The 15,123-nt window shown below is 66.2% G+C and carries 12 protein-coding genes; 9 read left to right on the top strand and 3 right to left on the bottom strand.

Features of this window, described 5'->3' with window-relative positions; all coding sequences use genetic code 11:
- Positions 1-17 precede the first annotated feature (17 nt).
- The 9 genes from GDR53_RS01675 to GDR53_RS01630 are packed head-to-tail and all read left to right on the top strand — an operon-like array spanning position 18 to position 12,465.
- The gene (locus GDR53_RS01675; RefSeq protein ID WP_193336393.1) at positions 18-989 is read left to right on the top strand and encodes a dipeptidase; all 972 of its coding nucleotides are present in this window, start codon (positions 18-20) and stop codon (positions 987-989) included.
- The gene (locus GDR53_RS01670) at positions 989-1,513 is read left to right on the top strand and encodes a DUF5943 domain-containing protein (RefSeq protein ID WP_193336392.1); all 525 of its coding nucleotides are present in this window, start codon (positions 989-991) and stop codon (positions 1,511-1,513) included. The genes GDR53_RS01675 and GDR53_RS01670 overlap by 1 nt, the downstream gene beginning before the upstream one ends.
- Complete coding sequence (locus GDR53_RS01665; RefSeq protein ID WP_193336391.1) at positions 1,513-3,579, top strand: oxidoreductase; 2,067 nt, start codon at positions 1,513-1,515, stop codon at positions 3,577-3,579. Before GDR53_RS01670 ends, GDR53_RS01665 begins: the two co-directional genes overlap by 1 nt.
- Positions 3,580-3,582: 3 nt before the next feature.
- The gene (locus tag GDR53_RS01660; RefSeq protein ID WP_193336390.1) at positions 3,583-5,472 is read left to right on the top strand and encodes a (Fe-S)-binding protein; all 1,890 of its coding nucleotides are present in this window, start codon (positions 3,583-3,585) and stop codon (positions 5,470-5,472) included.
- Positions 5,469-7,406, top strand: a complete 1,938-nt coding sequence (locus GDR53_RS19675) for an FAD-binding protein (protein ID WP_210321379.1) — start codon at positions 5,469-5,471, stop codon at positions 7,404-7,406. Before GDR53_RS01660 ends, GDR53_RS19675 begins: the two co-directional genes overlap by 4 nt.
- An 8-nt stretch (positions 7,407-7,414) precedes the next feature.
- Complete coding sequence (locus tag GDR53_RS01645; RefSeq protein WP_193337914.1) at positions 7,415-8,665, top strand: sarcosine oxidase subunit beta family protein; 1,251 nt, start codon at positions 7,415-7,417, stop codon at positions 8,663-8,665.
- Positions 8,666-8,676: 11 nt separating this feature from the next.
- Positions 8,677-8,961 (top strand): sarcosine oxidase subunit delta, encoded by a 285-nt coding sequence (locus tag GDR53_RS01640; protein WP_193336389.1) that lies wholly within the window; start codon positions 8,677-8,679, stop codon positions 8,959-8,961.
- A complete protein-coding gene (locus GDR53_RS01635; RefSeq protein WP_193336388.1) occupies positions 8,958-11,918 on the top strand; it encodes a sarcosine oxidase subunit alpha family protein in 2,961 nt (986 codons plus the stop codon). The genes GDR53_RS01640 and GDR53_RS01635 overlap by 4 nt, the downstream gene beginning before the upstream one ends.
- Positions 11,911-12,465 (top strand): sarcosine oxidase subunit gamma, encoded by a 555-nt coding sequence (locus GDR53_RS01630; protein WP_193336387.1) that lies wholly within the window; start codon positions 11,911-11,913, stop codon positions 12,463-12,465. Before GDR53_RS01635 ends, GDR53_RS01630 begins: the two co-directional genes overlap by 8 nt.
- A 28-nt stretch (positions 12,466-12,493) precedes the next feature.
- Here the strand turns inward: GDR53_RS01630 and GDR53_RS01625 are convergent, their stop codons facing one another.
- Genes GDR53_RS01625 through GDR53_RS01615 form a run of 3 tightly spaced genes read right to left on the bottom strand, consistent with a single transcriptional unit; the run spans position 12,494 to position 15,022 of the window.
- Positions 12,494-12,604, bottom strand: a complete 111-nt coding sequence (locus GDR53_RS01625; protein WP_193336386.1) for a DUF2474 family protein — start codon at positions 12,602-12,604, stop codon at positions 12,494-12,496.
- Complete coding sequence (gene cydB, locus GDR53_RS01620; protein ID WP_193336385.1) at positions 12,604-13,608, bottom strand: cytochrome d ubiquinol oxidase subunit II; 1,005 nt, start codon at positions 13,606-13,608, stop codon at positions 12,604-12,606. Before cydB ends, GDR53_RS01625 begins: the two co-directional genes overlap by 1 nt.
- Entirely contained in the window at positions 13,598-15,022 is a 1,425-nt protein-coding gene (locus GDR53_RS01615; RefSeq protein ID WP_193336384.1) for a cytochrome ubiquinol oxidase subunit I, read from the bottom strand. Before GDR53_RS01615 ends, cydB begins: the two co-directional genes overlap by 11 nt.
- Positions 15,023-15,123 lie beyond the last annotated feature (101 nt).

The raw sequence follows: 15,123 nt of genomic DNA, 5'->3' as shown, positions 1-15,123 counted from the left end.
GTAACGGGGGATATCTCTTGAGCGCGCTCCACAGTCAAAGCCTGGTCATCGATGGCCTCATCATCTCCAAATGGGACCGCTCGGTCTTCGAGGACATGCGCAAGGGCGGCATTTCCGCCGCCAATTGCACGGTCTCGGTCTGGGAGGGCTTCCAGGCCACCGTCGACAATATCGCCACCATGAAGCAGGCCATTCGCGACAACAGCGATATCCTGACCCTCATCCGCACCACGGCCGATATCGAGCAGGCCAAAAAGGACAACAAGACCGGCATTATCCTGGGCTTCCAGAACGCCGCCGCCTTCGAGGACAATCTGGGCTATATCGAAGCCTTCTGGGACATGGGCGTGCGTGTCGTCCAGCTCTGCTACAACACGCAGAACCTGATCGGCACCGGCTGCTACGAGCGGGACGGGGGCCTGTCCGGCTATGGCCACGAGGTCGTCGCCGAAATGAACCGGACCGGCATCCTGGTCGATCTCAGCCATGTCGGCCCCAAGACCTCTGAAGAGACCATTCTGGCCTCCAAGAAGCCCGTCACCTATTCGCACTGCCTGCCCATGGGGCTCAAGGAGCATCCGCGCAACAAGACCGACGAACAGCTCAGGTTCATCGCCGACCATGGCGGCTTTGTCGGCGTCACCATGTTCCCGCCCTTCCTCAAACGCGGCACCGATGCCACCGTCGTCGATTATGTCGAGGCGCTTGATTACATCGGTGACATCGTCGGCTGGGACAATGTCGGCGTCGGCACCGACTTCACCCAGGGCTATGACCGACCGTTCTTCGACTGGATCACCCATGACAAGGGCCGCCATCGCCGCCTCACCGATTTCGGCACCGTGCAGAACCCCGAAGGCATGCGCAAGATCGGCGACTGGCCGAACCTGACCGCCGCCATGGAAGCGGCCGGCTGGAGCACCGAGAAAATCCAAAAGACCATTGGCGGCAACTGGCTGCGCACCTTCAAGACCGTGTGGGGCGCCTGATGGGTCCGCAACTGCCCATCGCAGTCGATGACGAGACCGGCGTATGGACCACCGACGGTCTGCCCATGCTCTATGTGCCGCGCCACTTCTTCACCAACAACCATCTCGCGGTGGAAGCCGCGCTTGGCCGGGAGAAGTACGCCGAAATCCTCTACCCGGCCGGCTACAAGTCGGCTTATTTCTGGTGCGAAAAGGAAGCGGCGACGCATGGCCTGACGGGCCTCGCCGTGTTCGAGCATTATCTCAAACGCCTGTCGCAGCGCGGCTGGGGCCTGTTCAGCTTCGTCTCGGCCGATGTCGAAACCGGTAACGCCCAGATTGCGCTTCGCCACTCCTCCTTCGTGCTGCAGCAGCCCGGTGTCTCGGGCAAGCTCTGCTACATGTTCGAGGGCTGGTTCGCCGGCGCCATGGATTGGGTCGGCCAGGATTCCGGTAACAGCTACCAGACGGTGAGCCGCGAGACCCAGTGCGCCGCCGAAGGCCACGAGCACTGCATCTTCAGCGTCAGTCCCAAGGCGGCGTAATGGCATCCTATCCCCATCTGCTCGCCCCGATCACGCTCAACAAGCTGACCCTGCGCAACCGCGTCGTCTCGACGGCGCATGCCGAGGTCTATGCCGAGCCCGGTGGCCTGCCCGGGGATCGCTACATCCGCTACTACGAGGAAAAGGCCAAAGGCGGCGTCGGCCTGGCGATCTGCGGCGGCTCGAGCCCCGTTTCCATCGACAGCCCCCAGGGCTGGTGGAAGTCGGTCAATCTCAGCAATGACCGCATCATCGACCCGCTGGCGCGCCTGGCCGAGACCATGCATCGCCATGGCGCCAAGATCATGATCCAGGCCACGCATATGGGCCGCCGCAATGCCTTTCACGGCGAAAACTGGCCGCATCTGATGACCCCCTCGGGCATTCGCGAGCCGGTGCATCGCGGCAATGCCAAGATCATCGAGATCGAGGAAATCAGGCGTATCATCAAGGACTTCGGCGTCGCCGCCAAACGCGTCCAGGCCGCCGGCATGGATGGCATCGAGATCTCGGCGGCTCATCAGCACCTGATCGACCAGTTCTGGAGCCCGCGCTCCAATTTCCGCACCGACGAATGGGGCGGGAGCCTGGAAAACCGCATGCGCTTCGGCCGCGAAGTGCTCCATGAGGTGCGCGAGGCTGTCGGCCCCGACTTCGTCGTTGGCCTGCGCATGTGTGGCGACGAATTCCACGAGGACGGGCTCGACCACGAGACCCTCAAGGAAATCGCCCATGCCATGGGCGAGACCAGGCTGATCGACTACATCTCCGTCGTCGGCTCGGGCGCCGACACGCACAATACTCTGGCCAATTGCATGCCGCCCATGGCGCTGCCGCCCGAGCCCTTCGTGCACCTGGCCGCCGGCATCAAGTCCGTGCTCGATATCCCGGTCATGCACGCCCAGTCGATCCGCGACGCCGGCCAGGCCGAGCGCCTGCTCGCCGCCGGCATGATCGATCTGGTCGGCATGACCCGCGCCCAGATCGCCGACCCGCATATGGTGGAAAAGATCCGGGACGGGCGCGAGGACGAGATCAAGCAATGCGTCGGCGCCAATTACTGCATCGACCGCCAGTATAATGGCCTCGACGTGCTCTGCGTGCAGAACGCGGCGACCTCCCGCGAAGCCACCATGCCGCATATCATCACCAAATCGACCGGCCCCAAGCGCAAGGTCGTCGTGGTCGGCGGCGGGCCGGGGGGCCTCGAAGCCGCCCGCGTCGCCCGCTCACGCGGCCATGACGTGGTGCTGTTTGAAAAAGCCGACGCCGTCGGCGGCCAGATCAATCTCGCCGCAAAGGCCCCGCAGCGCGAGCAGATGGCCGGCATCGTCCGCTGGTTCGACATGGAAACCAGGCGGCTCGGCGTCGATCGCCGCCTCGGCACCGAGGCCAGCGCGGACATGATCCTGGCCGAAAACCCCGACATCGTCGTCCTCGCCACCGGCGGCAGCTCCAATATGGGGCAGGTGGCAGGCTGGGGTTTTGACCAGGGCCTGTCGGTCAGCGCCTGGGATATCCTCTCCGGCAAGGTCGCCCCCGGCCAGAACGTTCTCGTCTATGACGTGATCAGCGCCCATTCTGGTTCAGGTACCGCCGACTTCCTCGCCACCCGCGGCAGCACGGTCGAAATCGTCACCCCCGACGTCAAGGTCGCCGACGACGTCGGCGGCACCACTTTCCCGATCTTCTACCGCCGCCTCTACGCACGGGATGTGGTGATGACGCCGAACTACTGGCTCGACCGCGTCTATCGCGAGGGCGACAAGCTGATCGCCGTGCTGCGTAACGAATATACCGAGGCGCTCGAAGAGCGTGTCGTCGACCAGGTGGTGATCGAAAACGGCATCCTGCCCAATGACGGTCTCTACTGGGACCTCAAGGAACGCGCGGTCAATTTCGGCCAGACCGACAATGCCAGCCTCTTTGCCGCCGAGCCGCAGCCATCGCTGAGCGAAGACCTCTCCGGCGACAAGTTCCTGTTGTTTCGCGTCGGCGACTGCATCTCTCAGCACAATATCCACGGCGCCATCTATGACGCCCTGCGCCTCTGCAAGGACTTCTGAGCCATGCTCTGGGTCCAGCTCGCCGTCACACTCGTGTTCTGGGTGGCCGTCGCCACCCTGGGCACCGGGCTGCTCCGGCGCGTCGCCTTATGGCGCAATGGCCGTGACGCCCCGACCGACTGGGCCGGGCTGCTTGCCATTCCCAAACGCTACCTGGTCGACATCCACCACGTCGTCGCCCGCGACAGCTATATCGCCAACACCCATATGGCCGTTGCCGGCGGCGCCGTGGCCGCTTTGGTGCTGGTCGCGCTCAACTATGGCCTGATGCTCTACCAGCCTTGGCTCGATTGGCTGATCCTGGCCGCGGCCGCCGTCATGCTCGCCGGTAGCCTTTTCGTCTGGCTGCGCCGCCGCTCCCCGCCTTCCCGCCTGTCAAAAGGGCCATGGTCGCGGCTGCCCTATACCCTGGCCGCCTTTGCCCTCGCCCTGATCGGTCTTACCCTGGTGGCCATGGTCCCGGCCTCGGCCATGACAGCCGCCTTTGCTTTGACACTCCTGCTGCTGTTGATCCTGGGTTCGGCCGAATTGGCGCTCGGCATCGGCGCAGGTGGCCCGATGAAGCACGCGGTCGCCGGCCTGCTGCATCTGGGCTTCCACCCGCGCCAGCAGCGTTTCGTCGAGCGCTCCGTCGGCCTGCGGCCGCTCGACCTCGAGGCCGCCGACTATGGCGTCTCAAAGCCCGCGGACTTCCGCTGGAACCAGCTGCTGAGCTTTGACGCCTGCGTGCAATGCGGCAAGTGCGAGGACGCGTGCCCCGCCTTCGCCGCCGGCCAGCCGCTCAACCCCAAAAAGCTGATCCAGGACCTGGTGGTCGGCATGGCAACCGGCAGCGATGCCCATTTCGCCGGCAGTCCCTATCCGGGCATTCCGCTCGGCACCCATGCCGGCGCGCCCGACCAGCCCATCGTGCCCTTCCTCATCGAGCCGGAAACCCTCTTTTCCTGCACCACCTGCCGCGCCTGCGTCGAGGAATGCCCGATGCTGATCGAGCATGTTGACGCCATTGTCGACCTGCGCCGCAACATCACCCTCACCACCGGCGCGCTGCCCGGCAAGGCACCCGAGACCCTGGCCAATCTGCGCGAAACCGCCACCGTGGGCGGCCATGACATCACCACCCGCCAGCACTGGGCCGTCGATCTCGACGTGCCGCATGCCCGCCCGGGCCAGCCAATCGACGTGCTGCTGGTGGTGGGCGAGGGCGCCTTCGACATGCGCTACCAGCGCACGCTGCGGGCTCTGGTCAAATCCCTGCGCGCCGCCAATATCGACTTTGCCGTGCTGGCCGACAGCGAGTTCGACACCGGCGACACCGCAAGGCGCCTGGGCGACGAGGCCACCTTCCAGTCTTTGGCGCAGCGCACCATCGCCAATCTGGCCCGCTTCAGCTTCACGCGCATCGTCACGCCCGATCCGCACGTGCTCAACAGCCTCAAGAACGACTATCCGGCTTTGGGCGGCCACTTCACCGTGCTGCATCACTCGACGCTGCTGGCCCAACTCGCCAAATCCGGCCAGCTCAAGCTCGGGCCGACGCCCGACCGGCGCGCCGTCACCTGGCACGATCCCTGTTATCTCGGCCGCTACAATGGCGAGATCCAGGCGCCGCGCGACCTGCTCGCAGGCATCGGTATCGAGATCAGGGAAATGGAACGCTCCGGCCTGCGCGGCCGCTGCTGCGGCGGCGGCGGCGGTGCCCCACTGACCGACATTCCCGGCAGGCAGCGCATCCCTGATATCCGCATCAATGACGCCCGCGCCACCGGCGCCGGCATCGTCGCCGTCGGCTGCCCGCAATGCACCGCCATGCTCGAAGGCGTGGTGGGTGAGCGCCCCGAAGTGCTCGACATCGCCGAACTCGTCGCCCAGAGCCTGCCGGTGCCGGCATGAGCGACACAATTGCCCGCATCAATCCGCGCCGGCCCTTCAGCGTCACCGCCGAGGGCCTGAAACGCATCGTGCTGGGCGAAGCCGGGCAGGGCGGCGCCGTCCACCTCGCCACCCATCGCGCTGACGCCCCCAAGCCGCTGCGCCTGCTCGGCGCGCCACAGGCCCACATCCTCGTCATCGCCCACAGCAGCCGCGGTAGCCTCGACGCCCAGGCGCACCAGGCTATCGCCGCCGCGGCGCTGCTGGCCGATCCGGCGACCGCCGTGGCCGTACTCGTCCTCGGCGAGCTGACCGAGGATTTGGCCGCGCCGGGCGCCGACCAGGTCCACGTGGCCCCAGCCTGCGACGGCACCCTGTTCCAACCCGACCGCGACCTCGCGGTGGCAACCGACCTCATCGCCCGTCTCGACCCGCGCCACATCATTTTGCCCGATACCGCCATTGGCACCGGCGATCTCGGCCGCCGTCTGGCCGCGCGGCTCGGGGCCGCGACAGCCGCCCATGTCGTCGAGCTCCGCCCCGACGCCGTCGCCACCTATCGCCAGGGCGGCGCGCAACTGGCGCGGCGCGACCTGCCACGCCTCATCCTGCTCGATGCTGATACCACCGATACCGTCTTGCCCTTCCGCGGCGCCGGCATGCTCACCCCGCTCGACGCCCCGCAGCCGACCGCAAGCCTCTATGCCGATCGCGGCACCCCGCCGGTCGATGCCACTCGTCTGGGTCTCGAAGAGGCCGATTTCATCGTCGCCGCCGGCAATGGGGTCACCGACGTGCCCAGTGTGTTGGCATTGGCCAGAACCTTCGACGCCGCCATCGGCGCCAGCCGCGTCGCCGTCGACGATGGCCGCTTCACCCGCGAGCAGCAGGTCGGCGCCACCGGCAAGACGGTCAGCGCCAGCGTCTATCTCGCCTTGGGCATTTCCGGCGCCGTGCAGCACCTGCAGGGCATCAAGGCGGTGCGCCACGTCATCGCCATCAACACCGATGCCAGCGCCCCGATCGCCGGCCGCGCCGATCTCACCCTGGTCGACGACGCCCAAGCGGTGATGACCGAACTGCTGGCGGCCACCCGGGGGCGCAATTTTGCCGACGACGCCAACGCCATGCCGCCCCAGACACCGGCCGGTCCCGCCCCCTTGCAGGGGGATGTTAGGAGGGGGCGTGCCCCAACACCCGACCTGGCCAACCCCCGCGTCCTCGTCCTCGCATCCCTCGGCCGCAACCCCGTCAACGGCGCCGCCCGCCCCAATCGCGATGATCTGCTGGCGCTGGAAATGGCACGCGGCCTGGGCGAGACCACAATGCTGCATGCCGGCAATCCGGACGAAGCCGCGATCGGCGACTATCTCGCCTATGGCGCCACCACAATTGACGTCGTGCCGGCCGTCCCCGGCCAGGACATTGCCGAGGCCCTCGTCGCCCAGGCCGCTGGCCATGACCTCATCCTCACCGGCAGCCGTGCCGAGGGCGGCGAGGGCTCCGGCCTCGTGCCCTATCTGGTGGCCGAACGCCTTGGCTGGCCCGTCGTCACCCAGGCCATCGCCGTGACGGTCAGTGACGGCCATGCCGACATCACCCAGGCTTTGCCCAAGGGCCAGCGCCGCCATGTCCGCGTGCGCCTGCCGGCGGTGATCGCCGTTGATCCAAGGGCGCCGGTGACCCCGTTTTACGCCTTTGCCCGCCGCACGGCGGGGCAGGTGGTCCAGCACGAGCCGACTGCCACACCGGCGCTCGACACCGCCTGGCGCCTCGAGCCGGCCAAACGCCCGGTAAAATTCAAGGCCAAAGACCAAAAGACCGGCCATGCCCGCATGCTCTCGGCCATCGTGGCCGAAACCAGGGGCGGGGCGGTCATCGCGACCGGCTCTCCCGCCGACAAGGCCCAGGCGATCCTGGCCTATCTTCGCACCCATAACCTGATCGACTGGTGACCCCCAACATGCGCTTTTCCTTCCCCAACCTGCTCAAGCAAGCGCTGACCGGCAATAGCGGCTGGCCCGAGCAATGGCGCCAGCCCGAACTGAAGGCCAGCTACGACGCCATCATTGTCGGCGCCGGTGGCCATGGCTTGGCCGCCGCCTATTACATGGCCAAGGAACACGGGATGAGAAACATCGCCGTGCTGGAAAAGGGCTGGCTGGGCGGCGGCAATACCGGGCGCAACACCACCATCATCCGCTCCAACTACCTCTGGGAAGAGTCCGAAGCGATGTATGAGCACGCCATGAAGCTGTGGCAGAACCTCAGCCTCGAGCTCAATTACAACGTCATGTATTCCCCGCGCGGCGTGATGATGCTGGCGCACAACATCCATGACGTGCAGGTGTTCAAGCGCCACGTCCATGCCAACCGCCTTGCCGGCATCGACAATGAATGGCTGACGGCGCAGCAGGCGCAGGATTTCTGCCCGATCCTCAATATCGACCCCGATGTGCGCTATCCCATCATTGGCGCCGCGCTGCAGCGCCGCGGCGGCACCGCCCGGCACGATGCCGTGGCCTGGGGCTATGCCCGCGCTGCCTCGGCCATGGGCGTCGACATCATCCAGAACTGCGAGGTCAAGGGCATTACCCGCGGCATTGATGGCGCCGTCACTGGCCTCGAAACCACGCGCGGCCCGGTCGCCACCAAACGCGTCGGCGTGGTTGCTGCCGGCCATACCAGCGTGCTGATGGCAATGGCCGGTGTCTCCATGCCGCTCGAATCCTATCCGCTGCAGGCTTTGGTCTCCGAGCCGATCAAGCCCATCATGCCCTGCGTCGTCATGAGCAATACCATCCACGCCTATATGTCCCAGTCCGACAAGGGCGAGCTGGTCATCGGCGCCGGCACCGACGCCTACACGTCCTACTCGCAGACCGGAGCGCTCCATATCGCCACCCACACGCTCGAAGCCATTTGCGAGCTCTTCCCCACCGTCCGCCGCCTGCGCATGCTGCGCAATTGGGGCGGCATTGTCGACGTCACCCCCGATCGCTCGCCGATCATCGGCAAGACGCCGGTGCCGGGCCTGTTCGTCAATTGCGGCTGGGGCACCGGTGGCTTCAAGGCCACGCCAGGCTCGGGCAATGTCTTTGCCCACACCGTCGCCACCGGCGAACCCCACAAGATCGCTGCGCCCTTCACGCTCGACCGCTTCCGCACTGGCCGGCTGATCGATGAAGCCGCCGCCGCCGCCGTCGCGCATTAAGGACCAAACAAATGCTGCTCATTCACTGCCCTTACTGCGAGATGGAACGGCCCGAGCTGGAGTTCCGCTATGCCGGCGAGGCCCATGTCGTCCGCGCCACCGATCCGGAAGCCATCGGCGACGAGGACTGGAGCCACTTCCTCTATCTGCGATCCAATCCCAAGGGCCTGCATGCCGAGCGCTGGCGCCATACCAATGGCTGCGGCCGCTTCTTCAACTGCGTGCGCGACACCATTACCGACAAGATCGTCACCACCTACAAGGCCGGTGAACCCCGCCCGGAGAGCGCGAAATGACCATGCGGATCCCTTCCGGCGGCCGCGTCAATCGAGGCAAGACCATCAATTTCACCTTTGACGGCAGGGCCCTACAGGGTGTCGAGGGCGATACGCTCGCCTCGGCGCTGCTCGCCAATGGCGTCCACCTCGTGGGCCGCTCGTTCAAATATCACCGCCCGCGTGGCTTCCTCGCTGCCGGCTCGGAAGAGCCCAATGCCCTGGTCGATATCGATCGCGGCAAGGGTCGCTCGGCGCCCAACCTGCGCGCCACCCAGGTCGAACTCTATGAGGGCCTTGTCGCGCGCAGCCAGAACCATTGGCCCTCGCTGGGCTTCGATCTGCTCGAGGTCAACGATCTGGCCCCCGCCGGCCTGCTCGGCGCCGGCTTTTACTACAAGACCTTCATGTGGCCCTTTACGCTCTGGCACAAGCTCTACGAGCCGGCCATCCGGCGCACCGCCGGCCTCGGCAAGGCGCCCAAAGTCGCCGACCCTGACCACTATGCCCAGCAATATGCCCATTGCGACGTGCTGGTGGTGGGCGCCGGCGCTGCCGGCCTCGCCGCAGCCCTGGCCGCGGCCGAAACCGGCGCCTCGGTCATGCTGGCCGATGAACAGGCCGAGCTCGGCGGTGGCCTGCTCGACGAGCGCCATGCTTTGATCGATGGCGTCCCCGCTGCCGACTGGCTGGCGATGACGCTGGCCCGCCTGGCGTCGATGGCCAATGTCACCCTGCTGCCGCGCACCCAGGCCTTCGGGTATTACGCGCAGAACCTGCTCGGCTTGGCCGAGCGCCTCACCGATCACCTGGCCGCGCCGTCGGCGGGTCAGCCGCGTGAGCGCCTGTGGAAGGTGCGTGCCAAGCAAGTGGTCCTCGCCACAGGCGCCATCGAGCGCCCGCTGGTTTTCCCCGACAATGACCGCCCCGGCATTATGCTCGCCTCGGCCGCGCGGACCTATACTAACCGCTACGGCGTTCTGCCCGGCAACCGCGCCGTGGTCTTTACCGCCGACGATACCGGCTATGCCGCCGCGCTCGATCTGCATCAGGCGGGCGTCGCCATCGCCATGATCGCCGACCTGCGCCCCAAAGCGGAAGGTCCCGGCTATGCTGCCGCCAAGGCGGCTGGCCTCCCCATGGCTAATTCATTGGCAATCAACGCCGTTTCTGGCCGCCAGCGCGTCACCGGCGTTCAATTGGGGACACTCGATGCTAACAGTGTGCTCACCAATCTTCACCAGGCCGACTGCGATCTGGTGCTGATGGCGGGCGGCTGGACTCCGGCCGTGCACCTCTTCTCCCAGTCGCGCGGCAAGCTGACCTATGATGCCGCCCGGCAGATCTACCTCCCCGGCATCTCTGCCCAGGCGGCCCGCTCGGCCGGCGCCTGCAACGGCACTTTCGATCTCACCGCCGCCCTAAACGAAGGCGCCGACGGGACCAGGCAATACCACGCCACGAGCGCCATCGCCCCGTCCGGCGGTTTCCACGGCGCCGTGCCGACCACGCAGGACCTGAGCAAAATCAAGGCCTTCGTCGATTTCCAGAACGACGTTACCGCCAAGGACATCAAGCTGGCCGTGCGCGAGGGCATGCATTCCATCGAGCATATCAAGCGCTACACCACCACCGGCATGGCCACCGATCAGGGCAAGACCTCCAACATGAATGGCCTCGCCATCGCCTCGGCCGAGCTCGACAAGCCCATCCCCGATATCGGCCTCACCACCTTCCGCCCGCCCTTCACCCCGGTCACCTTCGGCACCCTGGCCGGCCATGCCCGCGGCCAACTGCTTGATCCGGTTCGCCAAACCCCGATCCATCCCTGGGCCGCCGCCAATGGCGCCGTGTTCGAGGATGTTGGGCAGTGGAAGCGCGCCTGGTATTTCCCAAAAGACGGCGAGGACATGCACGCCGCCGTCAACCGCGAATGCCGCGCCGCCCGCACGTCGGCTGGCCTCTTCGACGCCACTACCCTGGGCAAGATCGAGGTCGTCGGCCCCGACGCCGCTACCTTCATGGAACGGCTCTATACCAATCCCTGGCAGAAGCTGGGTATCGGCCGCTGCCGCTATGGCCTGATGCTCAACGAGGCCGGCTTTGTCATGGACGATGGCGTCATCGGCCGCCTGGCCGCCGATCGTTTTCACGTGACCACCACCACCGGCGGCGCCCCCCGCGTGCTGGCGCATATGGAGGATTATCTGCAGACAGAGTTCCCCGAGCTCAAGGTCTGGTTGACCTCCACCACCGAGCAATGGGCCGTCATCGCCATCCAGGGGCCCAAGGCCCGCGAGATCCTGGCGCCGCTGGTCGAGGGCGTGGACATGTCCAACGAGGCTCTGCCGCATATGAGCCTGCGCGAGGGCACCATTCTGGGCGTCCCGATACGGCTGTTCCGCGTCAGCTTCACCGGCGAGCTGGGTTTCGAGGTCAACGTCCCGGCCGATTACGGCCGCGCCGTCTGGGAAGCCATTCACGCCGCCGGCGCCCCGCACGGGCTCACGCCCTATGGCACCGAAACCATGCACGTGCTGCGCGCCGAAAAGGGTTACATCATCATCGGCCAGGAGACCGACGGCACGGTGACGCCATCCGACCTGGCGCTCGACTGGGCCATCGGCAAGACCAAGGCCGATTTTGTCGGCAAGCGCTCGCTGCGCCGGTCCGACCTGCTCAAGCCCGACCGCAAGCACCTGGTCGGCCTGCTCACGGCCGATCCCAAGATCGTGCTGGAGGAGGGCGCTCAGATCACCCTTGAAGCCTCACCCAAGACCGGCACGCCGGCTCTGGGCCACGTCACGTCCTCCTATTGGAGCGAGACGCTGGGCCGCTCGATCGCCATGGCCCTGGTCGCCAGCGGCAAGGAACGGCTGGGCACAACCCTCCATGTCCCCATGCCCCAGGGCGGCATCGCCGTCACCGTCACCGAACCGATCTTCTTTGACAAGGAAGGGGGCCGCATCAATGCTTGACCTCAGCTCAGCCCGCACCGGCAGCCTGCCCATCGCCATCCCCGCAATCAATGTGACACTGACCCCGGCCGCGCCATCCGCCCGCTTCGTGCTGCGCGGCGCGGACGCGACGGCGGCCGTGGGCGCCGCCTTTGGCCTGGCCATTCCCAGCCGCCCGCTGACTTCCGCCACGGCCGGGGATCGCTCCGCCCTCTGGCTCGGCCCCGATGAGTTTCTGCTGCTGGCCCCGGCCACGGAAACCGCCGCGCTCTATCGGGCGCTCACGGCCGCGCTGGACGGCATTGCCGGCGCACTGGTGGACGTCTCGCACCGCCAGACGGCGCTGCTGATCGAAGGCGCCAAAGCCGCCGCCGTGCTCAATGCCGGCGTGCCGCTCGACCTGTCACAGGCGGCTTTTCCCACCGGCATGGTCACCCGCACCATCTTCGAAAAGGCCGAGATCGTGCTCTGGCGCACCGGACCCGAGGCCTTCCGTCTCGAGGTCTGGCGCTCTTTCGCCCCCTATGTGCTGGCTTTGCTGCAGGCCGCCGACCGCGACGCGCCCTGACCGGGAGCGTCGCGCGGCGGGGCAGGGGTCAGCTCAGGAACGCCCTGATCACCAGCCCCACCGCGGTCAGGCTCAGCACCCCGGCCAGCCACAGGCCGATGAACCAGCCGAGCCGGGACAGCACCGGTTTGACCGCCATCAGTGGTAACCCTCCTCGGGGTCGATCTTGCCGCGGAACACCCAATAGGCGTAGCCGGTATAGATCAGGATCACCGGGATCAGCACGCTGGCGCCGACCAGCAGGAAGACCATCGAGCTTTCCGGCGCCGCCGCCTCGGCAATCGTCAGCGCCCCCGGCACCATATAGGGGTAAAAGCTGATCCCCACCCCGACAAAGCTGAGCACGAACAGGCCCAGGGCCGCCAGGAACGGCTGCAGGTGCTTGTCGGTGGTCAGGCCATGCCACAGCGCAAACACGCAGACGGCCAGCAGCATGGGCACGAAGGCCGAGAAGAAGGCCGTCGGCCACTGGAACCAGCGCTCGAAATAGACCGCGTCGATGAACGGGCTCCACAGCGAGACCACGCCGATCAGCACCACCGTAGCCGCGCCGCTGATCATGGCCAGCCGCCGCGCCGTCGCCTGCAGCTCGCCCGCAGTCTTGAGGTTGAGCCAGGTGGCCCCCAGCAGCGCATAACCCACCGTCACGGCACAGCCTGTCACCAGCGAGAACGGCGTCAGCCACTCCCACCAGTCGCCGGCATAGGCATTGTCGACAATGGTGATGCCCTGCACCAGCGCGCCCAGGGCAATGCCCTGGCAGAAGGCGGCAATGGTCGACCCCAGCCAGAACCCGACATCCCACCAGATCGAGCCGCGGATGGTGCGGTGGCGGAATTCAAACGCCACGCCGCGGAACACCAAGGCCAGCAGCATCAGGATGATGGGCATGTAGAGCGCCGGCAGCACCGTGGCATAGACCACCGGAAACACCGCCATCAGCCCGCCACCGCCCAGCACCAGCCAGGTCTCGTTGCCGTCCCAGACCGGGGCAATGGAATTGGTCATCACGTCGCGGTCGTGCCGCTCGGGGAAGAACGGGAAGAGGATCCCCACCCCCAGGTCGAACCCGTCCAGCACCACATAGGCGAGCACCGCAAAGGCGATGATGCCAGCCCAGACTGTCGGCAGGTCAATGGCCACGGTCGGCTCCTTCGCGAATGCTGTCTTCCTGTGCCGGTCCCGGCATGATGCCGGCGGCCCGGGTCGGGCCCTTGTCGAGCTCGTGATCGTCGTCCAGCACGGGCGGGCGGCGGAACAGGCGGAAGAGGTAAAAGACGCCCGCGCCGAACACGACGAAATAGACCACCACAAAGGCCACCAGCGAGGCGCCCACCGCCGGCGCATCCACCGGCGACAGGCTTTCCGAGGTCCGCATCAATCCATAGACCGTGAACGGCTGCCGCCCCACCTCGGTGGTGAACCAGCCCGCCAGCACCGCCACAAAGCCCGACGGCCCCATCACCAGCGCCGCGCGATGCAGCCAGCTATTGGTGAAGAGCGTCTTGCGATAGCGCGACCACAGCGACCACAGGCCCACGCCCAGCATGGCAAAGCCGATGCCCACCATGATGCGGAAGGCAAAGAACGGGATCATCACCGGCGGCCGATCCGCCTCGGGGAAGGCGTCCAGCCCCCGCATGGGCGCATTGAGATCGTGCTCGAGGATCAGCGAGCCCAGCTTGGGGATCTGCACGGCATAGTCCATGCGCTGCTCGGCCTCATTGGGAATGCCGAACAGGATCAGCGGCGCACCCTCGGGATGGCCTTCATAATGGCCTTCCATCGCGGCGATCTTGGCCGGCTGGTATTCGAGCGTATTGAGCCCATGCTGGTCGCCGGCAAAGATCTGCAGCGGCGTGACAATGGCCGCCATCCACATGGCCATCGAGAACATGATCTGCGCCTGCCGGTTGCTGCGGTCCCTCAGCAGGTGCCAGGCCCCGACCGCACCCACGGCAAAGGCGGTGGTGAGGAACGCCGCCAGCACCGTATGCACCAGGCGATAGGGGAAGGACGGGTTGAAGACGATCGCCCACCAGTCTTCCGGCACGAAATTGCCGCTGCCATCGATGGAAAAGCCCTGCGGCGTATGCATCCAGCTGTTGACCGAGATGATCCAGGTTGCCGAGATCAGCGTGCCGATCGCCACCACTGCCACGGCCACCATGTGCAGCGTGTCGCCCACCCGCTTGCGCCCGAACAAGGCAATGCCCAGGAACCCGGCCTCGAGGAAGAAGGCCGTCAGCACCTCATAGCCCATCAGCGGCCCGATCACGGCGCCGGCTCGCTGCGAGAACACCGACCAATTGGTCCCGAACTGGTAGCTCATGACAATGCCCGACACGACGCCCATGCCGAAGGTCACGGCAAAGATGGTCTTCCAGTATTCGAACAGCTTGAGATAGGCAGGATCGCGCTTCCACAGCCACAGCCCGTTCAGCACTGCCAGATAGCTGGCCGTGCCGATCGAAAAGGCCGGAAAGATGAAGTGGAACGAGATGGTGAAGGCGAACTGGATGCGGGCCAGCAGTTCCGCGGTGAGGCCGAAGTCCATGGTGTGTCCTGTATGCTGCCCGATGAGGATGGGTCCACCGGATTGCCCGCATTATGCGCAGGCCATCGCGCCTTTCCAACCTGCAAGATGACGCAGCAATT

Origin of the sequence: Devosia beringensis, from assembly GCF_014926585.1 — a bacterium.
Classification (GTDB): Bacteria; Pseudomonadota; Alphaproteobacteria; order Rhizobiales; family Devosiaceae; genus Devosia; species Devosia beringensis.
Note: the sequence above shows the minus strand (reverse complement) of the source record. Positions and strands in the feature narration are given on the sequence as shown.